We start from the raw sequence: 22214 nt of genomic DNA on the forward strand, positions 1-22214 counted from the left end.
CTGGCTGGCTTGGCCTGGGGAGGCTTGGCTGGCTGACGGAAAATTCGAGTGACCGGACCGCCGCGGCGCGGCTGCGAACCGATCGGCCAGCCTGTCACAGAAACACGAGCGGCCGGCTTCTCGCACAGGTGGCACTGATTGCCCCCCGCACGACGCAGTATATGATAATCATTCGCGTTTATGCAATCAGCCCGAGTAACGATTAGAAATGCATTTGCTGCCGGGGCGGCATACCGTGCCCCATGGGCCGAAAACGGCGCCACGACGGTCACCCCTGCTGTTTCTCGGTCCCTCCTCCCGATGTTATCTACTACCCGCTGCTGGATCGAGAACTTCGGGACAAGGAACGGGAAGAGCGCCGGCTTCGCTGAAAAGCAGCGGCCCCCGGAGGGGCCGCCAAGTCCAGCAACGCTCAATGCACCAGCTGCCGCGCCAGCGCCACCTCCACCTCCACCGAATCGCCATCCTGGTTCAGGACATCCAGTCCCGATTCAGGCACGTCGCCCGACGTGCTCTGCGAGACCATGATCTTCTTGGCCATCAACCCCAGGCAGGTCATCTGCGAGGAATTGGCGTAGCCGAGGTAGACCACGCGCACCGGCTGCTTCTGGCCGATGCGCCATGAGCGCCGGGCGGCCTGCTGCAGCGAATACACGTTGTAGCCGGACTGGAGGAACACGATGGTCGGGAACTCCAGCAGGTCCAGGCCGGTTTTCACCAGCTCGGGATTGGTTATGAGCACGTCGATGCCGCGGTCCAGCTGCTCGGCGATCCAGTCTTCCCGGCAGGAGGCATCCACGCTTGCGCGCAACACCGCCACCTTGAAGCCTTCCTGCTCTAGCAGCACCTTCAAACGCGACGTGGTGTCGCGCGTGCCGGTGTAGACCGAATAGACCAGGGTCTTGCGCCCTTCTGCCTTCTCCTGCTTGCAGATTTCGATCAGCTCGCGTTCCTTGGACATCACCTCCAGCTCGTTGAACTGAGCCGGAACGAACGCCAAGGTGTTGCGCGTGCGCGGATGCACCACGGTTTCCGACCGGAAGCAGCAGTCCGGCCAGGCCAGCAGCACGTTGAGGACCACACCGAGCAGCGTCGTGTCGCGCTTCGCCAGGGCCTGCTTCAGCTCCTGGGTCAGCCGACCCGCCAGATCGCGGTAGGCCGCGGCTTGCGCCGTGTCCATCGCGACTTCGCGGAACGCCTCGTCGTAGGGCGGCAGCACGTTGCCACCGATGTCCTTCAGCTTGAGGAAGACCGTGAACGGCAGGACGCAACGCAGCACGCCCTTTGGACCGAAACCCGGCGCCTTGACCGTACGCACCGATACCTTGGTGCCCTTGGCCGTCTTGTGCGCCGTGCCCGTGCTCTCGGAATAGATGTCCTTGAGCACGCCGTGATCGCGCATGAACGCCATCGCGGCCGAGGTCATGCTGCCGCTCTTCGTCGGCCGGTAGCCGTCTTCGATCATCCGCCCCGGCAGGGCTCGGAACAGCAGGTGGAACAGGTCGTCGCCGTAGCCGCCCATCAGTGTGCCGGTGAGCAATAGCGTCTTGTGCGCCTTGGCCGCCAACACCCCCATGGCCTGGCCCTGTGCGGAGCCGCCGTTCTTGTACTCGTGTGCCTCGTCGGCGATGAGCAGGTCGAACGTGCCTTGGGGAAGCTGCCTCTTGATGAACTCGGACGGCTGGTAGCCGCCCTCGCCGAAGCCGAACTCCATGTTGGCCATCGCACGTTCCATGCGATGGGCTTGCCGGTCCGAGAAGACCGGCTCGCCGTTGCCATCCATCAGGTTGATGAACTCGTGGATGTTGTCCCCGAGCATCGACGCGAGGAAGGCGTCACCGAACTGCTGCATCAGCTTCTGCGCGGTGACTTCGCCAATGGTTGGAATACGCTTCAGTGCCTTGAGCACGGTCGAGGACTGGTCGCTGGCGGACAGGCCTCTGGGACGAATCAACGACCACAGCGGTGCGGCGCAGTGGCTGCTCTTGCGGCGGTGCAGCAGTCCAGCTGAGCATGGAGAAAAATGCGAGGCCAGCGCGCCGATCCACTTCATGCTCCTGTGGGCGATTACGTGCCGATGCTGCTCAGCGAAGCGAAAGTGCCGCGATGAAACCCAATGCCAACACGATCAGCACGACCCCGGATAGGCGTTCCAGCCAGGGTAGTGCCCGCGCAAAGCGCCGCAATACGATCTGGTTGCCGACCATGATGGCTACGAGAACATCCCAGAGCAGCACTGCGCTGAACATCCAGGCGCCATAGACCACCTTCCAGCCCGTGCTGGCATATGGGCCGGCAAGCATCCCGGCCAGGGTGCCATAGAACAGCGCGTTCTTCGGGTTGAGTATGCCGGATAGGAATCCCATGCTGGCCGCGCGGTGCCATGCAACGACCGGGCGGTCTGGATGGGCGACTCGATGGCCGGTCGACACATCCAGTTCGCTGTGTCCGGCATGGCGAACGAACAGCACCCCGAGGTAAAGCAGATAGACGCAACCGGCCGCTTGCAGGGCGATGAACAGCGCGCTGTCGGGGCGCAATGCGGCTGTGCTGACGAACGCCGTGACAATGAATACCCCATTGGCCATTGCGATGCCTACGCATGCTCCGCTTGCCACCCGCCAGCCAGCCGATAGAGAGGTTCGGGTGATCAGAAAGAAATCCGGGCCCGGGGAGAGCAGCGCCAGGAAATGCGCTGCGGCGATGATCAGGAACTGTTCCATTCGAGGCACGCACGGGGAATTTTCGCGCAGTGTGCCGGGCACGGGCCGCCTTGTATTGAACGAAATTGCAGCCCGGTAGACCGGGGCTATCCGCGAAATCGGCCGGGCGTGGTGCCCACATGGGCCTTGAATACCCGCTGGAAGTGTGCCTGGTCGGAGAAGCCCAGGTGGTAGGCTACGTCCGAAAAGCCGTCTCCTTCCCTGATCCGCTCCCTGGCGAGGTTGACGCGCTGATTCATTTGCCAGGCGTGCGGCGTCATGCCGGTGACGGTACGGAAGGCGCGGATCACCTGGTAGCGGCTCATGCTGGTCAGGTACGCCAACTCGTGGAGGGCAATGTGGGTGGAAGGGGTCGCGAGCAAGCAGTCCAACGCCGGCCGGATTTGCTCGGCAAGGTGCGACGGAACGCAGGGTATCTCGACGCGCATGCCCTGCTCTGCGTCGCAATCGCCGATGAACTCGATCAGCGCGGCTTCCTTGTCGTGCGGAGGGGCGTGAGAGAACAGCAAGGCATTGAGCCGACAGAAGCGAAGGTGGCTCGCGCGGTCGGTCACGATGCGTATCGACTCGGTTTTCGTTGGGGCGGTGCCGGCATATTCCTGTCGGATGGCCGCGAGCCAGGCAGTGTCCAGATGCAGCATCTGGTAGCTCCAGGCTGTGCCCGGTGTCGGGTTGCAGGCATGCACACGTGTCGCGGGCACGAATACGAGTGTGCCAGCGTGCAGCGCGATCGGACCATCAGCGGCGCCGGTGAAAACGCTGGTGCCGCAATCGACCGCGCCGATGGAGAAGGTCGGGTGATGGTGCGGCCTGTAGCAGGCCCGGCTGTGGCAGGCGCGGCGACTCTCGACGAAAGGCAGGGCCGGGTCGCGCCAGAACACCGGGGCTGGACTGTTGCGCTGTGCTTGGCCTGATGGCGAATGAAGGTACATTTGATGCTCGCGCCTGATAGAGACTTCGGGTCGGAGGCTGGGGACAACATTGCGACGTCCCACGGTACTGGCGCCTCAGCGCATGCTACACAGCGTCGTATAGGGCGTGCCCTCAAGCGCCGGAGGGCGGCGCATGCCCGGTGTGACCCGGCAAAGCAGCTTGTCCGTCTCGATCATCCAACTGCCATCCGCGGCTCGGTGTTCGGCTTGCTCGTGCGCTGCAGTCGCGCGAGCGATCGCAGCATCGACGCGGTCGCGGGCGGTGGGTGCATCCGTCGGCATGGGCGCCAGATTGCGTGTTGACGGTCGTGGATCGGGCGCGGTACCGGATTGCCGGGCAAACGCGCGTGCCGCGTCGAGGTCGATACGCGGTCGGCCAGTCGGGCGGGCTTGGGACGCGGCTGGCCGGGCGAGGTTGTCGCGAGGAGCTTGAGGCGGGGAGACCGTCGTGGGACGGTGAGGGGGACGCATAGGCGTGTCCTGGCGCGGTGGCAAGGGGATGACGGCCGGCATGTGCTCGGGTTCTGTGGTGGCGGACCGGGTCGTCGCGGTTGGTGAGGAGTCGCCGGCGCCGACAGGCGCCGTGGCCGCAGGCGGCAGGGCGGATGCTGCGGCGGGAACGAGGCGTAGCGTAATTGGCGCCCGCAACTTCTCTACCGTGACAGGCGTACGCCCCCCGGGAAGAGGCGTCCGGGCAAGCAGCACGACATGGGTGAGCACGGAGAGAAGCAGACAGGCGGCCGCCCGCCGCCGTTCGGCGCGTAGTAGCGCGATGACGCGCTTCGCGACGGGTTGAGTCGGTGCCTCGATCACTCCTGGTCCGGAACATATTCGAGCAAGTCACCCGGCTGGCAGTCGAGATGGCGGCAGATCGCTTCCAAGCTCGAGAAGCGGATCCCCTTTACCTTGCCGCTCTTGAGCAGCGACAGATTCTGCTCCGTGATGCCGATTGCTTCCGCAAGTGCCTTGGAGCGCATCTTGCGGCGTGCCAGCATCACGTCTAGGTTGACGACGATGGCCATGCCGCCTCCCTAAATGATCTGCGCGTTTTCGTCGGCGATGCGTACTGCCTCTTCGGTGATGCGCGCAAACAGAAGCGTCACCAGCGCACCGATCAGCAACATCGCTTCCGTGCCGGTCACTGTCACCGTCAGCATGCGCTGGCCGGGTGGGTTGAGCAGCGTCACGCCGAGGCTCATCAGTGGTGCGTAGGCGATCTGGGCACCGGCCAGCCAGAGCAGCTGGCGTCCCAGCAAGCCCATCAGGGTCGCGGCCTGGCCAGATAAATAGGCGCCGCACCGGAATAGATCGCCCAGGCGTCCGAGCGTCAGCAGTGCTGCGACACCCAGCGCCGCGATGGCGCAGTCTATGGCACTGCCGGTTACGCGCTGAGACCAGCCAAGTGCGGCCATGTCTACGCTTCCGCCAAGGACCGCCGGCAGCAGATCTCGCCCGTGAGGCCACCACCAGCGCAACAACGGGACAAGGACGACCAGCGCGATCAACGCGCGGGCGAGTATGGCAAGTCGGCCGCCGAGACGTTGCATGCGGCGATCGAGATCGGTACGCGGCGCATCCGACTGTTCGTCGGGAAGGCGCATCGTATTTGATTGTGTATTCATCTATATAGGTAAAAAATTAATGTTTTACGAAAATATGATATTGCTTTGGATTAAGCAATATCATATTTGTACTCTGCAGGAGCAGGAGCAGGAGCAGTGGCTTGGCAGGGCGTGGTGCACCACGACATAGGAAGAATGAAACGGGGTATCGATGATGTGACCGTACGAGCTTGCCGTCCCGACGGAGAAGTAGAGGAGACGCCCGCCAGATCAACTCCGTCTGGGGGCGGCAGACGATGCCTCCGCGCTGCTCGTGAGCCGGCAGTCAAATCGGATCGGTGCCATGGTTGAGACCGCCAGACACCGACTTCGGCGTTCGCCCGAAATACCGCGCAAATGCCGCGCTGAAACTGGCGGGGTGCTCGTAACCGACCGCGTAGGCGGCCTGTGCCACCCGCGATCCGGACTCCAGTAGCGTCCACGCGCGCCGCATGCGCAACTCCAGCAGGAATCGATGGGGTGGGGCGCCGAACAGTTCGCGAAAGCCCTGTTTGAACTTGCACTCGTTCATGCCCACGGTGGTGCTGAGATACGCAATTGTCAATGCACGGTCCATGTGGCTTCGCATCAGGTCGCGGGCGCGCTGGAGCTTGTCGATGTCGTCGGCGCCGAGATGCGTGGATGACGGCGCGGCGGACGCGCCGGTCGGCATGAGCGGGCGCAGATACTCGGCCGCGAGGGTCAGCGCGGCGATGTGCCGATCCAGCGGCGTCGCTTCGGAGGCGAGCAGGGGGCGCAGCAAGGCGCGACACCAGGGCGGCGTCGCGTGCTCGCCGAGGATGCGCACGCCCGAACGGCGGGCCAGACGCGCCACAGCCGCCTCTCCAAGGTAGCGCGACAGCGCCGTTCCGGTGAGCACCAGGCGCAGTTGGCGTACCGCTCCGTCCGCATTGAAACGCCGCTCGCCGCGACTCTCGTTGAAAGCGGTAAGTGTTGTATGCCCGGCCCGGAAGCGCAGGCGGGTTCCTTCCCGCGCCACGAAGCCGGACTCACCCGCCAGACCCAGGGTGATGACCAGTGTCGGACTGCTGCCCGCCTGGACGGTCTCTTCGGCCAGTTCGCGCGTGGGGCGGTAGTGCGAGTGCACCACGGTCAGCCCATCGTCGAGCGCGGTTCGCTCGATCCAGCAATCGCCGAAGCGGTCGGGCAACGCCACGTGCGTTGCGTTTGCCCCCTGGACCGCGGGCCCGGCCGCACCCGTCGCGCGTACGAAATCAGTCATGGCGCCACGCCTCGCTCCCGTTTGCATACGAATCCCTCCCGAACGCAATCGATTTTATATGAGAACGATTCGCATTGACGAATACCATGAGGTCCACATGAACTCGAGGAGGACAAGCGATGCCCACGATTTCCAGCCGCGCGGCCGGGTTGCTGGCGCTGATTGGCGCAGCCCTGCCGGCCGCAGCACAGCAGGCGCAAGTACAGGCGCTGCCCGCCGTCACGGTCACGGCGAACAAGCAATCCCAGGTGTTGGAACATGTGCCGGCCAGCGTTTCGGCCTTTGACGGTGAGGATCTGCAAGCTGCCGGCGTTGATAGCCTAGAAGGGGTGGCGCGGATGACACCCGGCTTCACCTTCCAGGCGTCGGGGCAGTCGGGCTTGCAGCCGCCGGTCATGCGCGGCCTGACGGCCAACGTCATCGGGTTCTCGTCCTCGGTCGCGCTGGTGGTCGATGGCGTGCCGACCCTGCGCGGGCAGGGTTTCGACGACAACCTGCTGGGCATTGAGCGAGTGGAGGTGCTGCGGGGGCCGCAGTCAACGCTGTATGGACGCAACGCCGAGGCTGGTGCGGTCAGCATCGTCACACGCCAGCCGGGGAACGATCCCTACGCCGTCGTTTCGGCGGAGCTCGGCAGCCGCGACAAGCGTGCGCTGCGCTTCGATGCGAGCCATGCGCTAGTGAAGGACACCCTCTACCTCGGGGGGGCTGGCGAGTTCTTCGCCCAGGACGGCTTCGTCGACAACGCCTTCAAGGGCGGCAAGGAGGACGACCGCGAACGCCGCAATGGCAGGTTGGCGCTGCGCTGGACGCCCGGCGATCGAACCGATGCCACGCTGCGCTATGCCCAACGGGACTATCGCGACGCGGGCTCGCTGTGGGGGGCAGTCAGCGCGCCGCGCGCCACGGTGCGCTCCGGCACCGACAGTTGGAACGACTCGACCGCGCGCACCGTGTCGCTCGACATCGCGCACGAACTGGCCCCCGAGTTGAAGCTGCGCTCGATCACCGCCAACAGCGAATTCACCGACCGCATCAAGCAGGACATCGACTTCATGCCGGCGGACATGCTGCATGTGAGCCGCGACCACCACTTCCGCACCTTGTCGCAGGAATTCCGGCTGGAGGGCAGGGTGGGCCCGGCGCAGTGGCTGGCGGGATTCTACGCGGACCGCGACGATCATGACCTGAGTTTCGGGCAGAAGATTCCGCTGGGTTCGACAACGACCTCGGCCACGCAAAAGGGCCACTCGGCGGCGCTGTTCACCCACTGGATCGTCCCGCTGGCGGATCGGTGGACGGTCACGGCGGGTGCCCGCATCGAGCGCAACGAGGTGCGCTTCGCCCTGGCCGGGGAGCGCGAACAGTCGCGCGCATGGACCCGCTTCTCGCCGAAGGTGGCGCTGCAGTACCAATGGCGGCAGGACGCACAGGTCTATGCCAGCGTCGCCGACGGCTTTCGTGCCGGCGGTTTCAATGCCTTTGCGCCCGAGGCCTACCGGCGCTACCAACCGGAACGGGTGCGCTCCTTCGAGCTTGGCGTCAAGGGGCGGCTCCTGGCGCGGCGCCTGCGCTACGGCGTCGCGGCCTACGTCATGGACGTGCGTGACATGCAGGTCCAGCAGATCGGCCTGCCCGGCCAGATGTTCCTCACCAATGCGGCGTCGGCGCGTCCGGTGGGCATCGATGCCGAGCTGCAGTACCTGCTCGGTTCGGGCTGGCAGCTCCAGGCCGCGCTGGGGCTGAATCGCACCCGTTTCCGCGAGTTCCGGGATGGCGCCAACGACTACAAGGGTAAGCACAACCCGCTCGCACCGGATATCACCGGCCACCTCGGGGTGCGCTACGACGCCCCGCAAGGCTGGTATGCCCAGGCCCATCTGAGTGGCGCCAGCAAGGTCTATCTCGACGCCGCCAACACCTATGGGCGGGCGGGCTACGGCGTCGTCAACCTGCTGGCGGGCTACACCTTCGGGCGCACCGAGCTGTCCGCCTACGTCCATAACGCCACGAACAAGCAGTACGACACCGTCGGATTCCTCAACGGCGTGGCCACCATCTACAGCCCGCCGCGCGAGCTGGGCGTGCGGCTGACCTGGCGCATGTAAACGGAGCAATGCACATGAATCCTGAAAAACAGCACCCCCTGCAACGCTACTGGGCGCTGGCGGCCGCGCCCATCCAGGCCGAGGCACTGAGCGCAGCCCTGGCGCTGGGTATCTTCGAGTCCATGGTCGAGCCTCGAACGCCCGACGAGCTCGCCGCCCAGCTCGACCTGGATTCCCGGAACACCGCCCATCTGCTCGAACTGCTCTGGGGCATGGGCCTGCTGGACCGATCTGCGCGCCCCGCCGTGGACCACATCGGGGGATCGGAGACCGTGTACGACCTCGCGGAAGTCGGACGCGCTTACTTCCTGGCCGCCTCTCCCACCTGGTCCGGCGACGCCTGGCGCTACCGTGAGGCCCGGCTCAGGCAGGCCGCCGGTCTGTTGCGCGATCAGGTGCGACAGCGGGTGCAGGCCGAAGGCGGGCAGGCCCTCGAACGCATGGCCGAGCAGTGGGCCGCGGCCGCGCGCAGGCAACTGGCCCAGGACCAGCATGCGGCCACCGTGCCGGCTGCGCTGGAGATCGTGTCGCGCGTACCGGAGTTCGCGGCGGCGACGAAGCTGCTCGACCTGGGCGGAGGCCCTGGCTGGGTGGCGATCGAGCTGGCGCGGCGACAGGGCGGGCTTTCCGGCGTGGTTTTCGATTTCCCCGAAGCCGTGGCTGTCGCGGCTGAGAACATCGCCGCCGTAGGCCTCGCAGACCGGCTCTCCGTGCTCGGCGGCGACCTGGCGGCCGACGCGATCGGCAGTGTGGGCGGCAGCGACTACGACCTCGTCTGGTGTTCCTCGGTGCTGCACTTCGTGCCGGATACCGAGGCGGTTCTGCGCAAGATCCTGGCTGCGCTGCGGCCGGGCGGCGCATTGATCTGCGCGCACGCCGAGATTGGCGACGAGCCGGCCGCAGCCGCCGAGGTGTTGCAGTATTACCTGCCGATGCTGATGCAGGGACGCCACGTCGGCCACCGGGGTGACATGGCGGCGGCGCTGCGGCGCATCGGTTTCTGCCGCATCGAGACCTTTGCATCGGCCCTGTTTCCGATGGCGCCGCTGCAGGTCGTCGTTGCGAGGAAGGCGGCATGAGCGCGGCCCTTTCCCACGTGCGCGTGCGCCACGTGCTGTTCGGCTGGATCAACTTCGCGCTGACGGCACCGGCCATCTATCTCTGGCTGGGACTGCCGCTCGTCATGCGGCAGCAGGGCTGGTCGGGCGCGGAGATCGGGCTCTTCCAACTGGCCGGCCTGCCGGCCGTGTTCAAACTGTTCCTGGCCTTGCCAATCGAACGTTGGCGGGCGGGACGCCGTCCCTACCGGCGCTGGGCGTGGCTCACCGGCGGCAGCTACCTCCTGGCCCTGCTGTCCCTGGCCGCGCTGGGGGCGGATGCCCACAAAGGCATCCTCTTCGCGCTGACGCTGCTGGCCGCCCTGTGCGCCACCTGGGCGGATATCCCGGTCAATGCGCTGGCGATCAAGCTGTTTCCCGCCGAGGAGCGCCCCCGCGCCGGCGGGGTGCGCTCGGCCGCCACGTTCGCGGGCGCGGTCGTCGGCGGTGGCGCGATGCTGCTGTTGCAGCAGGCGCTTGGCTGGGCGGCGCCCTTCCTGCTGCTGGGGGGCTGCCTGCTCGTGGCCTTGTGGTTGCTTGGATGTATCGAGGACGATGGCAGTGGTTCCGGCATCCACCGCTCGACGCCGCTCGCCGTGTGGCGCGGCTTCTTCCGACAGGCCGGGGCGGGGATCTGGACAGTCGTGCTGCTCGGCTACTTTCCCTTCGTCGCCGCCGCGTGGGTCTATCTCAAGCCGCTGCTGCTCGATCGCGGCTTTCCGGCTAGCGAGGTCGCCTGGATCGCTGGTGTCGGCGGCGGCGCCCTTGGGGCGCTGGCCAGTTTCGCTGCCGGACTTGTGCCGCGCGTGCTCATCCTCCGGGTACTGCCGCTCTCCGCTGGCGCGAATGTGCTTGCTCTACTACTGCTGGCTGCCGCTGCCGGGTACGGGACGCAAGCCGGGCTGGTCGCCGCCGCCGCAGTCCTCGCGGTCGCCATGGGCGTGGCTTCCGCACTCGCCTTCGCGCTGATGATGGAATTCGCGCGCGATGACTGGCGGGCCGCCGACTACGGCCTGCAGGCCAGCCTGTTTACGTTCGGCCGGATCGCTGTCGCGCCGCCAGCCGGGCTGTTGCTCGACCGCCTCGGCTACCCCGGCATGCTGGCGGCGCTTGCCGTTGCGGCGCTGGCGGTTGCGTTGCTGATATCCGCCAACAGGCAATTTGAATAGCATATACTCCGGCGGTCATGGCATGCATCGGTGCGCCATAAACTGAGAGTTTCGGGGAACATGCGAATTACCTTGTTGCGCCATGGCAAGCCCGCTTATGAACTCAAGGATACAAGGGCGCGCGAGGCGAGCGGCGACGCGGCTGGTGGAGTTGGCCGAGCAGTATGGAAACGTCCTGCTCGTTGGCCATGGGTTCATCAATCACTTCATCGCCCAGGAGCTTCGAAAGCTCGGTTGGCATGGCCCGTCGAAGCCGGGCAGGGGGTTTTGGGCGTACGGGGTGTACGAACGAGCGACAAGCTGAAACGGCTTCGCCCCGGGGCGAGGTCGGCGTCTATGCGCTTCCTTGATCGTGTATGAGCACCCGGGATCGCCTACGATCATGCAGGCGACCTCGGCCCAATCAAGCCCCGGCTCCACGAGCCGCGACGGGGACGCGCCATTACGTCGCTTGGCTCTCCATGGAGGAGGTCGAGGCGTTCCGTGAGCGCATTCGGAGAAGTCTTGCGAAGTGGTCGTGAATGGATCTGTTTGTCGAAACTACGGACGAGCCTAACCTCCGGATATCGACTGGAACGTGCGCAATGGCCGCGCCCGTACAGTGCACCGCAGCATTCTCCCCTTGAACCTTGCCTGCCATGACCATCGACCGCATTCCACAACTTCTCGAAGACATCCGCCTGCTTGATCAGGAGCGCTTCGAACTCGTGCAGGTACTGCGTGAGATCATTCTCGCCTTGGGGCCGTCAGTGTCCGAAGAGGTGAAGTACGGCGGCATCCTATTCTCCGTCGGCAAGCCGTTCTGCGGGATCTTCTCTTACGCAAAGCACGTCTCGCTTGAATTCGGCGCGGGTGCGTCGCTTGAAGACTCGTTCGGGGTGCTTGAGGGCACGGGCAAGCTGCGGCGCCACATCAAGCTGTCGTCGGTTCGGGATATCGCGGCAAAGCATGTGCGCGACTATCTCCTGCTGGCGTTCAGCGCAGCCTCGGAACCGTGAGACGCCAAGTCGTGATCCAGATTGTGCCGGGGGCGACCGGCAGGTGGAGGAGGAGGTGCACAGTCTGGTCAGCCCTGTCCGCAAGTCATGACCACGACGCTGCCTTGCTTGTGTCCGGTATCGACTCGTGCATGCGCTTCGGGCAACGCTTCGAAGGCGAAAACGCTGTCGAGTAGCGGGGCGAACTGCCCACCGGCCCCGCCGCACCGATCACGAGGATGTGTTCGTCCGCGGACAGCCTGGCCCGGCAGCGGAAGCTGCGTGCTGCCGTGCCGCCGAAGCTGAGCGCAGCGGCGGTCTCGATCGGCATGGGCGCAGGTCGAACCGCGATCGCAGCCCGCTCGGGAATGGCCGCATACTCGGCATGCCCACCCATGCGCAGGCCGCTCAGTGCGATGACCGGGTCACCGATCTTGAAGCGTGTCGTTCGGCTGCCCAGCGCGACTACGATGCCGGTCAACTCCGCTCCCAGCACCGGGCGCCGCAGGCGGCTAAGCCCGAACGCAAGGCGACCGGCCAGCCGCAAACCGGAAGGAAAGTCCATCGCCCGGATCCGCCGGTCCGCAGAGAAGACGGTAGTCGCCTGCACCCGGATCAGCACCTCGTTTGCGCCGGGCTTCGGCACCGGTACGCTTTTCATAGTGAGCACATCCGTACCACCATAGGCCTTTAGCGAGCGTCTGTAGTGTCCGCCGAGGGTGAGCTCGGCCCTCATTCGCTTACCTGCACGGGAAGGCGGTGCCAGGTGGTGCCGGCTGCGCCGTCCTCGATGCCCACGCCGAGCGCGATCAATTCATGGCGCAGGGCATCGGCCCGCGTGAAGTCGCGCGCTGCCCGGGCGTCGCTGCGGGCAGCAATCAGGGCTTCGATGCGCTCCACGCCGGGCGCATCGTCCGTTTCCACAGAGTGCTGCCGCCATTGGCCGGGGGACTGCTGGAGCAGGCCGAGCAGGTCCGCACCATCGCGCAGCGTCTCCAGCAACTGTTCTTGTTCCGCGAGGTCGGTGCATTTGCGCAGGGCCGCAGCCGTTTCGTGCAGGCGGGCAAGCGCGAGCGGGGTGTTGAGGTCATCGGCCAGCGCGGCCTCGATGTCCTGGGCGTCGGCGCCGTGGGGTCGTCGCGGCCGATCATCGTAAGGCAACAGGCTGCCATAGAGGCGGTCGAGCGCAGCGCGGGCCTGATCCAGCGCGCCCAGGGAGAAGTCGAGCGGCTTGCGGTAGTGCCCTGCCAGCAGGGCGTAGCGGATGACTTCGCCCGGATAGTGCTGCAGCAGGTCGCGCACGGTGCGGAAGTTGCCCAAGGACTTCGACATCTTCTCGCCGTCGACGGTGACGTAGCCGTTGTGGACCCAGTAGCGGCAGTACTCGCCGCCATAGGCGCCTTCGCCCTGCGCGATCTCGTTCTCGTGATGCGGGAAGATCAGATCCTGGCCACCGCCGTGGATGTCGATCGAGCGCCCGAGGTGGGTGTGGATCATCGCGGTGCATTCGATGTGCCAGCCCGGACGACCAAACCCCCAGGGGCTGTCCCAACCCGGTTGCGAGTCCGTCGAAGGCTTCCACAGGACGAAGTCCGCCGGGTCGCGCTTGTAGGGTGCGACTTCCACGCGGGCCCCGGCAATCATCTCGTCGCGCCGGCGACCGGAGAGCTTGCCGTAGTCGGCAAGCGATGGCACATGGAAGAGCACATGCCCATCGGCCACATACGCATGACCGCGCTCGATCAGCTGCTGCGCCAGCATGATCATCTGCGGCACGTGATCCGTGGCCCAGGGCTCGACGCCGGGCGGCAGCGCATTGAGGGCGGCCATGTCCTCGCGGTAGGCGGCGGCAAAGCGCTCGGCCAGCACGCGGATCGGCTCGCCCGCGGCCTGCGCAGCAGCGTTGATCTTGTCGTCGATGTCGGTGATGTTGCGGGCGTATACGACCTGCGGGTAATGCCGCGAGAGCAAGCGGTAGAGCACGTCGAACACCACCACCGGCCGGGCATTGCCGATGTGGACGAAGTTGTAGACCGTGGGGCCGCAAACGTACATCGTGACGCGTTGCGGATCGTGCGGCGCGAAGATTTCCTTCTGGCCGCGCAAGGTGTTGTGCAGACGAATCGTCGCCGGCCGGTTCCGGCCAGGTCCCGGTGCCGCTGCGGTCTGCGAGCCGATGCTTGCACTGTGCGTGCTGTCCTCGGGATTCCGGGTCATTGGACGCCTCCGTCTCGATGGGGCGGAGCGCTCAGGACGACGAGGCGCTCGTTGTCGATCCGGTGGTAGAAGCAACTGCGGCGGCCGGTATGACAGGCTCCGTCAAGCTGGTCGACCAGAAGCAGGACGGCGTCGCCGTCGCAGTCCAGGCGGACCTCCTTGACTGTCTGCGAGCACCCCGAGGTTTCGCCCTTTCTCCACAGGGCCTTGCGCGAGCGCGACCAGTAACAGGCGCGTCCCGTCGCCAGGGTCTCTTCCAGTGCTGCGCGATTCATCCAGGCCAGCATCAACACTTCGCCGGTGTCGAACTGCTGCGTGACGGCGGCAATGAGACCGTCCCGATCGAATGGCAGGGTGGCAAGCGCGGCATCGGTGGCGACTGTCGTCCCGGCCGGCGCTGATTCCAGGTTCTTGAACATATGGCAAAGAGGGAATGTACAAATGCAATGTTATAACATTGCATTTGTACATTCCAGCTCGCCCCCCTAGAATTGCGCGCATGAACATCATGTGTCACGGCGCAGCCAACAAGAGCGAGGATCCTCTGGACCGCGCAGCAGCCCACTGCGCGGCGCGCGGCGCGCGGTTGACACCGATACGGCGCGACGTCCTGGATCTACTCCTGCGGCACGAGAATGGCCTGAAGGCCTATGACCTGCTCGCCCAGATCAAGCAACTGCGCAGCAACGCAACCCCGCCGACGGTTTATCGGGCACTGGATTTTCTGATCGAACAGGGGTTGGTCCACAAGATCGGACGCATCAACCAGTTCGTGGCCTGCCGCCACGAATCGCATGATCTACCCGGTCTGTTTCTGGTCTGCCCGCACTGCGGGAAAGTGAGCGAGCTTCACGATTCGGCCCTCATGCAATCCTTGCTGCGCAGCATTGCCCGAGCCGGACACGCGCTCGACTGCCAGGAGGTCGAGGTTTCCTCGACCTGCCCGGATTGCCGTGCCACTGGTCCAAGTACCCAGGGTAGTGATTTCAATGTGAAGTGAAGGTGCGAATGTTTGGAGGCTCGTGGCTGAGGACGAGCGATGGCAGCTGTGCGCATACCGATTGGCGCGATCCAGCAGCGCCTACCGATAGACGGGATGGCGACGACACAAGGCCACCACCTGCTCCCGAATCCTCCCTGCCACCTGCTCGCTGCTGCCGACCTCCAACGCATCGAGCACGTCGCACAGCCAGCCGGCCAGGTCCTCGCATTTCGCCGCACCGAATCCGCGCGTGGTCACGGCGGGTGTGCCGATGCGCAGCCCTGAGGTCACGAAGGGTGAGCGCGGGTCGTTGGGCACCGAGTTCTTGTTGGCGGTGATGTACGCGGCGCTGAGTGCGGCGTCCGCTTCCTTGCCGGTATAGGGCTTGTTTGAGAGGTCGATCAGCATCAGATGGTTGTCGGTGCCGCCGGACACGATGCGGTAGCCGCGGCGCTGGAGCACGGCGGCCATGGCACGAGCATTGACGACCACCTGCCGCTGGTAGGACTTGAACGCCGGAGACAGGGCTTCCTTGAAGGCCACCGCCTTGGCGGCGATCACGTGCATCAGCGGGCCGCCCTGGATGCCGGGGAACACGGCGGTGTCGAGCTTCCTGTAAAAACCATCATCCTGGCACTTGGCCAGGATGATGCCGCCGCGCGGGCCGCGCAGCGTCTTGTGGGTCGTGCTGGTGACCACATGGGCATGCGGCAGCGGGTCCGGATATTCGCCGGCCGCGACCAGACCGGCCACGTGGGCCATGTCCACCCAGAAGATGGCGCCCACCTTGTCGGCAATGGCGCGCATGCGCGCCCAGTCCTTGTAACGGGAGTAGGCGGAGAAGCCGCCGATGAGCATCCTGGGCCGGGTCTCCAGCGCAAGGCGCTCCATCTCGTCGTAGTCGATCAGTCCCGTTTCCGGATCGAGACCATAGGGCACGATCCTGTAGTGACGGCCGGAGAAGTTGGACGGATTGCCGTGGGTCAGGTGGCCACCCTGGGCCAGGTTCATGCCCATCACGGTGTCGCCGGGATGGGTCAGCGCCAGGAAGACCGCGGCATTGGCCTGCGCGCCGGCATGAGGCTGCACGTTGGCGTAGTCGCAGTCGAACAGGGCCTTGGCCCGCTCGATGGCCAGGCGCTCGGCCACATCCACGTGCTCGCAACCGCTGTAGTAGCGCTTGCCCGGATAGCCCTCGGCATACTTGTTGGTGAACACGGTGTTCTGGATGGCCATCACCAGCGGACTGGCGTAGTTCTCGGAGGCGATCAGCTCAGCGTGGTCTTCCTGCCGGCGTTCCTCGCGCAGCACGGCTGCGGCCAACTCGGGATCAAAATCGGAGAGCGTCAGGGATGGGTCATACATGGGTGGGTCGTCCTGTGGTCTGGAATGCTCGGGTTCGATACGGGTGGGGGCGTCGATGCCCAGCTTCATGCCGCTGCTTCCTGCGGCGTCGTTTCGACGGGCGCTGCAGGGCCGTCCGATGCGGCCGGCGACAGCAGGTGGGCGAGGCGCGCCACGATGTCGTCGATCTGCGCTTCGTCACACACCAGCGGGGGCAGCAGCCGGATGGTGTTGCCGCGGGTCACCGTGATGAGCAAGCGCTGTTCGGCCAGGGCGCGCCCGACCAGCTCAGTGCAGGGCCTGTTCAGTTCGATCCCCGCCATCAGGCCCTGGCCACGGATGGCGACCACGTCGGGGTGGCTGCCCAGTGCCCGCTGCAGGCCGTCGAGCAGGCGCGCACCGAGCAGGGCGGCCCGCTCAGGCAGATTCTCGCGCGTCATGATGTCGAGCACCGAGCACGCGACCCGGCAAGCGAGCGGGTTGCCGCCAAATGTCGAGCCGTGCTGCCCGGGTGAGAACAGGTCGGCGGCTTGCCCCCGCGCCAGGCAGGCGCCGATCGGAAAACCGTTGCCCAGCGCCTTTGCCAGCGTGACGACATCGGGCGTGATGCCCGCATGCTGGTGGCCGAACCAGGCGCCGGTCCGGCCCATGCCGGCCTGGATTTCGTCGACCATCAGCAGCCAGTCGTGTTGGTCGCACAGGACACGCAGTCCGCGCAGGTAATCGGCTGCGGCAACCCGGATTCCCCCTTCGCCCTGCACCGGCTCGACGAGCACCGCCACGATGTCGGGCCACTGCGCGGCAGCCTGGCGCACCGCGTCGAGATCGTTGTAGGGCACGCGCACGAAGCCCGGCATCAGTGGCTCGAAGCCGTGTTGTTTCGCGGGGTTGCCGGTTGCCGAGAGCGTTGCGAGGGTGCGACCGTGAAAGCCGTTCTCCATCACGAGGATCTGGGGTTGCGCCACCTGCTTGCGATGGCCATGCAGACGCGCCAGCTTGAGCGCCGCTTCGTTGGCTTCTGCCCCCGAGTTGCAGAAGAAAGCCTTCTGCATGCCGGTCAATGCGCACAGGCGCGCGCCCAGCCGCTCCTGCCAGTCGATGCGAAAGACGTTGGAGGTGTGCAGCAGCAGCCCGGCCTGCTCGCTGATGGCGGCGGCGATCTCGGGGTGGGCGTGGCCCAGGCTGGTGACCGCGATGCCGGCAATGGCATCGAGGTACTCGAAGCCTTGTGCATCCCACAGGCGTGCGCCGGAGCCGCGGACGAAGGAAACGGGTTGACGGGCATAGGCCCGCATCAGGTGCGACGCGTGGTATTGCATGATTGCTGCCTCAGGTAGGTGTCTTGGATAACGTGGGATGGGCTGGAGCAAGTCGAACCGAAGTGGCACGGAGAGCGTTTCGCCGTCATGGCTGGCTGCAGGGCGGTTCCGATTCGACGCCGTCGAGCCAGCGGGAGAACGCCGCCCGCGCAGCCTGCGGTAGCCGTGTGTGCAGGGCGCATGCCTGGGTGCGCAGTGCACGCGGGTCGATTCCCGCCTGGGCCAGTTCGCAGGCATGTCCGACCAGCCAGCGTTCGATCTGGCGCGGGTCTGCCTCCAGGTGACATTGCAGCCCGAGCACATGGCGCCCGACCGAAAAGGCCTGGTTGGGGCACACCTCCGTCCCTGCCAGCCGCAGCGCGCCGGGTGGAATGTCGAACTGATCACCATGCCAGTGCAGGACCGGCACGTTGCCCAGCGCGACCAGCGGCGAGGCTTGACCTTCCGGTGTCAGCGTCAGTGGCGCAAAGCCGATCTCCTTGACACCCATGGGGGCCACCCTGGCGCCGAGCGCGCGCGCGATGAGTTGCGCGCCCAGGCAGATCCCCAGCAGTGGGCGATGGCCGTCCAGCCGCCGACGCACCAAGGCCAACTCATCCACGATGAATGGATAGGCCTCGTCGTCAAAGGCGCCGATGGGGCCACCGAGCACCACCAGCAGGTCAGCAGCATCGACAGCGCGGGTGTTCAACGCATCTCGAGTCGCATCGACATACTCGATCGTGTAGCCGCGCGCTTGCAGCAGGGGTTCCAGCGTTCCCAGGTCTTCGAAATCCAGATGGCGAATGGCGATGGCGGTCTTCATGATCGGGGCTCCTGTGTTTGGGGGTTCGCTGGCCAATAGTGGCTGTCGGGCAAGGGGCGGGCGCCGAAGAGGGCCTGGCCGACACGCACCACGGTGGCACCTTCCTCGATGGCGATCTCGAAGTCGCCGGACATGCCCATGGACAGCTCATCCAGGCCAATACCTGCGGCGGCACTCTGGCGCAGTCGGTCCCGCAGCGTGCGAAGCAGGATGAAGCACTGCCGTACCCGTTCGGCCTCACTGGAGAACAGTGCGAGCGTCATCAGGCCGCGCACGCGAAGGGCAGAGAAGGCCGGCAGGGCGCGCACGAAGCCTGGGACATCCTCGGGTGCCAGGCCATACTTGCTGGCCTCGCCCGAAGTGTTGACCTGCACGAACACGTCCAGCGAGCGTCCCTCGACCTGCAGGCGGCGTTCCAGTGCCTCGGCCACGCGCAGGCTGTCCAGCGCCTGGAACTCGTCGGCGAAGCGCGCCACCATCCGCGCCTTGTTGGTCTGCAGGTGGCCGATGATCGACCAGCGCAGCCCGCCGAGATCCTGCGTGGCTTCCCATTTGCGATGGGCCTCCTGCACCTTGTTCTCGCCCAGCATCCGGCAACCGGCCGCGTAGGCCATGCGAACACTGGCCTCGGGCTTGGTCTTGCTCACCGGGAGCAGGCGCACGTCCGCCGGATCGCGGCCCGCGCGACGGCAGGCGGCGTCGATGCGTGCCCGCACGGCGGCCAGCTTGTGGCGGAAGTCCTCCACGGTGAGGGCCTCGGGATAACGTCCATGCGGGTCGTGATCACACAGGGCATCGACAGAGGGGCTCATCAGCTCACCCCCTTGTTTACGGGGGCAGACGCCATTACCTGCCTTGGCGCTCGTTGGGGCAGGCGGCCGTTGAGCACCGCATGCGCCACCAGCCCGATCACCAGGCCCCAGAACGCACCGCCGATGCCCAGCAAGCTGATGTTGGCGGCTGCGGCCAGAAAGGTGATCAGCGAGGCCTCGCGCGCCTGTGCGTCGGCCATGGCGCTGGCCAGGCTGCCGCCGATGGCGCCCAGCAGCGCCAGGCCGGCCAGCGTGGTGATGAAGGTCGCCGGAAAGGCCATGAAGAGGGCGGCCAAGGTCACGCCGAACACCCCGACGAGGATGTAGAAGACCCCCGCGGCGATGCCGGCGATCCAGCGCCTGGACGGGTCTTCGTGCGCTTCCCGGCCGGTGCAGATCGCGGCCGTGATGGCGGCGATGTTGAACGCATGGGAGCCGAACGGTGCCATGAGCAGCGAACCGAGCCCGGTGACGGTCACGATGGGGTTCGCACTGGTCTTGAAGCCGTCGTTGCGCAGCACCAGCATGCCCGGCATGTACTGGCCGGTCAGCGTGATCAGGAACAGCGGCAGTGCAACGCTCAAGGTGGCGTTGAGCGAGAACGCCGGCATGGTGAAAACCGGCGCGGCGAGTTGCAATGCCAGCCCCGACAGATCGACGCGATCCTCGATGAGCAGGAAGGCCAGCCCCAGCACCAGGATGCCTACCACGGCATAGCGTGCGGTGAAGCGCTTGAGCACCAGATACGCCATGATCAACAAGCCCGCCAGAACGGGGTCGATGCTCATGCCACCGAAGGCGCCGATGCCGAACTGCAGCAGGATGCCGGCCAGCAATCCGGCGGCAATGCCCGGTGGGATCAGCCGGATGGCTTTCTCGAAGTACCCGGACAACCCCAATGCCACGAAGGCCGCCGCCGAGAGCAGGTAGGCACCGATCGCCTCGGCATAGGGCGTGGTCGCAAGTGCGGTGATGAGGAACGCGGCGGCCGGCGTGGACCACGCGGTAATGATCGGCTCGCGTGCCGTCCAACTCAGGACTATCCCGGTGACGCCCACGCCGATCGAGATCGACCACACCCAGGAGGCTGTCAGCTCCGGGCTGAGGCCGGCCACTTTCGCGGCCTGGAAGACGAGGATGAAGGTGCCGCCGTAGTTGACGATGACCGAGACCAGCCCGGCCACCAGGGGGTGGGCGAGATCGCTCGGACAGATGGGGGAAGGTGAGGTGGATGACGACATGGCGGGCTTGGGGCTCCAGGAGAGTGGGGGATCGATCTGCTCCGAAAGCAGCTTTTTAAGCCTAAAATGGCCCGTTGTTCCCCACCACTTTCGTTAAGCGATACCGGCCAATTGTTCAAGCACGCTCAACTCGAATCGGTCAAAGCCTGGATTGGAGACCCCGCCCATGGCGCCTTGCCGCTGCATGCCCGCATTCAGCGCGCCCTCCGGCAACTGATCCTCGACGGCGCACTCGACGTCGGCAAACCGCTGCCGGCGTCGCGGGCACTGGCCCGGTCGCTAGGCGTTTCGCGCGATACGGTCGAGTCGGCATACAGCCAGCTGCATGCAGAAGGCTTCATCGAACGGCGCGTGGGGAGCGGCAGCTTCGTGTCCGAGCGGGCGCAGGCCTCGTCAAGGTGCGGCACCGCGCGGCGCCCCGGGCCCCAGCGCGAGTCGGTGCGTCTGAGTCAGCGTGGTACATCGATCCTTCAGGGCGGCGGTGTGCGCGACTTTGTTGCGCCAAGGCCGTTCGCCCCCGGGGTGCCGGAGACGCGCAGCTTTCCGCTGCGAACCTGGGAGCGCCTGGAACGCCAGGTGTTGAAGGACTATGGCACCCAGGCCTTGCGACACAGCCCACCCCAAGGCGTGGAGCCGTTGCGACGCGCCATCGCGGACTACGTCAATCTTGAGCGGGGGGCGCGCGCCACGCCCGAGCGTGTGCTGGTGCTGACCAGCTCGCAACAGGCGTTGGCCCTGTGCGCAACCGTATTGCTCGACGCGGGCGACCGCATCTTCATCGAAGACCCCGTCTACCACGGTGCCCGCAAGGCGTTCGATGCCGCCGGGCTGGCGTGTGTCCCCGTGCCGCTCGACGACCAGGGCATGCAGGTGGCGCGCCTGCACGATGCGGCGAGCCCAGCCAGGGCGGTCTTCCTGACGCCCTCGCATCAGTTCCCGACCGGCGCGACGCTGGCGCTGGATCGGCGGCTCGCGGTGATCGAATGGGCGCGGCAGAACCAGGCCTGGATCATCGAGGACGACTACGACAGCGAGTTCCACTACGCCGGCAAGCCCACGGCCTGCGTGCAGGGACTCGATCCGTACGATCGGACGATCTACATCGGCACCTTCACCAAGTCGCTGTTTCCCGGCCTGCGCATCGGTTACGTGGTCTTGCCGCCCCAACTCGTGGCGCCCATGACGGTGGCGCGGACCTTGCTGGACGGGCACAGCGCATCCATCCCGCAGCTGACGCTGGCACGCTTCATCGAAGGCGGGCATTTCGGCGCCTATGTGCGCGCGATGCGTGGCGTCTATGCCGACCGGCTCGACGTGCTGGCAGGGCTCGTGCGCGCGCATCTGGCCGACTCCGTCGAACCGAGGGTGCCGGCAGGCGGAATGCAGATGCCCTGTGTCTTCACCCGCGACATCTCCGAGCGCGCGGTCATCGATGCCGCGGCTCGGGCGGGAATCGATCTCCTGGGGCTGACGGCGCTGCATGCCTCAACCAGGCACAGGGCCGGTTTCCTGATGGGGTTCGCGGCTTACACGCCGGACGAGATGGACATCGCCGTCAATGCACTTGCCGGGGTGCTCCGCGCGTTGGCGTGCCGATAGCGGCATTTGTCGTCGCATTGCGCGCGTCGTTCTGCCGGCGGTGAT

Annotated in this window: 19 protein-coding genes and 1 pseudogene; 6 read left to right on the plus strand and 14 right to left on the minus strand. The window is 66.0% G+C overall.

Going from position 1 to position 22214, the window contains the following annotated elements; genetic code table 11:
* Positions 1-412: 412 nt before the first annotated feature.
* From LQF09_RS08395 to LQF09_RS08420, 6 genes and pseudogenes are all read right to left on the minus strand, one after another.
* A pseudogene (locus LQF09_RS08395) lies at positions 413-1993 on the minus strand (helicase-related protein); the annotation flags it as partial.
* Positions 1994-2084: 91 nt separating this feature from the next.
* Positions 2085-2723: a LysE family translocator gene (locus LQF09_RS08400; RefSeq protein ID WP_270069661.1), complete on the minus strand. Its 639-nt coding sequence runs from the start codon at positions 2721-2723 to the stop codon at positions 2085-2087.
* An 86-nt stretch (positions 2724-2809) separates the two neighbouring features.
* A complete protein-coding gene (locus LQF09_RS08405; protein WP_270069662.1) occupies positions 2810-3604 on the minus strand; it encodes an AraC family transcriptional regulator in 795 nt (264 codons plus the stop codon).
* A gap of 860 nt (positions 3605-4464) precedes the next feature.
* Complete coding sequence (locus LQF09_RS08410) at positions 4465-4677, minus strand: helix-turn-helix domain-containing protein (RefSeq protein WP_270069663.1); 213 nt, start codon at positions 4675-4677, stop codon at positions 4465-4467.
* Between the two features lie 9 nt (positions 4678-4686).
* Positions 4687-5256 carry a hypothetical protein gene (locus LQF09_RS08415; protein WP_270069664.1) on the minus strand — a complete coding sequence of 190 codons (570 nt, stop codon included), beginning with the start codon at positions 5254-5256 and terminating at the stop codon, positions 4687-4689.
* A gap of 286 nt (positions 5257-5542) precedes the next feature.
* The gene (locus LQF09_RS08420; RefSeq protein ID WP_270069665.1) at positions 5543-6499 is read right to left on the minus strand and encodes a helix-turn-helix domain-containing protein; all 957 of its coding nucleotides are present in this window, start codon (positions 6497-6499) and stop codon (positions 5543-5545) included.
* Positions 6500-6618: 119 nt separating this feature from the next.
* Between LQF09_RS08420 and LQF09_RS08425 the strand changes: the two genes are divergently transcribed.
* The 4 genes from LQF09_RS08425 to LQF09_RS08440 all read left to right on the plus strand — a co-directional run bounded on the left by LQF09_RS08425 (position 6619) and on the right by LQF09_RS08440 (position 11871).
* On the plus strand, positions 6619-8607 hold the full coding sequence (locus LQF09_RS08425; RefSeq protein ID WP_270069666.1) for a TonB-dependent receptor: 1989 nt from the start codon (positions 6619-6621) through the stop codon (positions 8605-8607).
* 14 nt (positions 8608-8621) lie between these two features.
* Positions 8622-9686 (plus strand): class I SAM-dependent methyltransferase, encoded by a 1065-nt coding sequence (locus tag LQF09_RS08430; protein WP_270069667.1) that lies wholly within the window; start codon positions 8622-8624, stop codon positions 9684-9686.
* Positions 9683-10873, plus strand: coding sequence for an MFS transporter (locus LQF09_RS08435; protein WP_270069668.1), 1191 nt, complete (start codon positions 9683-9685; stop codon positions 10871-10873). The genes LQF09_RS08430 and LQF09_RS08435 overlap by 4 nt, the downstream gene beginning before the upstream one ends.
* A gap of 638 nt (positions 10874-11511) precedes the next feature.
* Entirely contained in the window at positions 11512-11871 is a 360-nt protein-coding gene (locus LQF09_RS08440) for a DUF1801 domain-containing protein (protein WP_270069669.1), read from the plus strand.
* Positions 11872-11956: 85 nt separating this feature from the next.
* On the opposite strand, the gene LQF09_RS08445 is transcribed toward LQF09_RS08440, so the two are convergent.
* From LQF09_RS08445 to hisI, 3 genes are read right to left on the minus strand one after another with little or no spacing between them, the layout of a single operon-like run.
* Entirely contained in the window at positions 11957-12586 is a 630-nt protein-coding gene (locus tag LQF09_RS08445) for an alcohol dehydrogenase catalytic domain-containing protein (protein WP_270069670.1), read from the minus strand.
* A complete protein-coding gene (gene cysS, locus LQF09_RS08450) occupies positions 12583-14067 on the minus strand; it encodes a cysteine--tRNA ligase (protein WP_270069671.1) in 1485 nt (494 codons plus the stop codon). Before cysS ends, LQF09_RS08445 begins: the two co-directional genes overlap by 4 nt.
* On the minus strand, positions 14064-14486 hold the full coding sequence (gene hisI, locus LQF09_RS08455; RefSeq protein ID WP_270069672.1) for a phosphoribosyl-AMP cyclohydrolase: 423 nt from the start codon (positions 14484-14486) through the stop codon (positions 14064-14066). Before hisI ends, cysS begins: the two co-directional genes overlap by 4 nt.
* 80 nt (positions 14487-14566) lie before the next feature.
* On the opposite strand from hisI, the gene LQF09_RS08460 reads away from it, so the two are divergent.
* Entirely contained in the window at positions 14567-15067 is a 501-nt protein-coding gene (locus tag LQF09_RS08460) for a Fur family transcriptional regulator (RefSeq protein WP_270069673.1), read from the plus strand.
* 81 nt (positions 15068-15148) lie between these two features.
* Here the strand turns inward: LQF09_RS08460 and glyA are convergent, their stop codons facing one another.
* The 5 genes from glyA to LQF09_RS08485 all read right to left on the minus strand — a co-directional run bounded on the left by glyA (position 15149) and on the right by LQF09_RS08485 (position 20570).
* Positions 15149-16414 (minus strand): serine hydroxymethyltransferase, encoded by a 1266-nt coding sequence (glyA, locus tag LQF09_RS08465; protein ID WP_270069868.1) that lies wholly within the window; start codon positions 16412-16414, stop codon positions 15149-15151.
* Positions 16415-16479: 65 nt separating this feature from the next.
* The gene (locus LQF09_RS08470; protein WP_270069674.1) at positions 16480-17712 is read right to left on the minus strand and encodes an aspartate aminotransferase family protein; all 1233 of its coding nucleotides are present in this window, start codon (positions 17710-17712) and stop codon (positions 16480-16482) included.
* Positions 17713-17797: 85 nt separating this feature from the next.
* On the minus strand, positions 17798-18517 hold the full coding sequence (locus LQF09_RS08475; protein WP_270069675.1) for a glutamine amidotransferase: 720 nt from the start codon (positions 18515-18517) through the stop codon (positions 17798-17800).
* Positions 18514-19329, minus strand: a complete 816-nt coding sequence (locus LQF09_RS08480; protein ID WP_270069676.1) for a YggS family pyridoxal phosphate-dependent enzyme — start codon at positions 19327-19329, stop codon at positions 18514-18516. The genes LQF09_RS08475 and LQF09_RS08480 overlap by 4 nt, the downstream gene beginning before the upstream one ends.
* Positions 19329-20570: a benzoate/H(+) symporter BenE family transporter gene (locus LQF09_RS08485; RefSeq protein ID WP_270069677.1), complete on the minus strand. Its 1242-nt coding sequence runs from the start codon at positions 20568-20570 to the stop codon at positions 19329-19331. Before LQF09_RS08485 ends, LQF09_RS08480 begins: the two co-directional genes overlap by 1 nt.
* Positions 20571-20744: 174 nt before the next feature.
* Here LQF09_RS08485 and pdxR point away from each other — a divergent pair, with 174 nt between their 5' ends.
* Positions 20745-22169 carry a MocR-like pyridoxine biosynthesis transcription factor PdxR gene (gene pdxR, locus LQF09_RS08490; RefSeq protein ID WP_270069678.1) on the plus strand — a complete coding sequence of 475 codons (1425 nt, stop codon included), beginning with the start codon at positions 20745-20747 and terminating at the stop codon, positions 22167-22169.
* Positions 22170-22214 lie beyond the last annotated feature (45 nt).

Source organism: Thauera sp. WB-2, assembly GCF_027594845.1.
Classification (GTDB): Bacteria; Pseudomonadota; Gammaproteobacteria; order Burkholderiales; family Rhodocyclaceae; genus Thauera; species Thauera mechernichensis.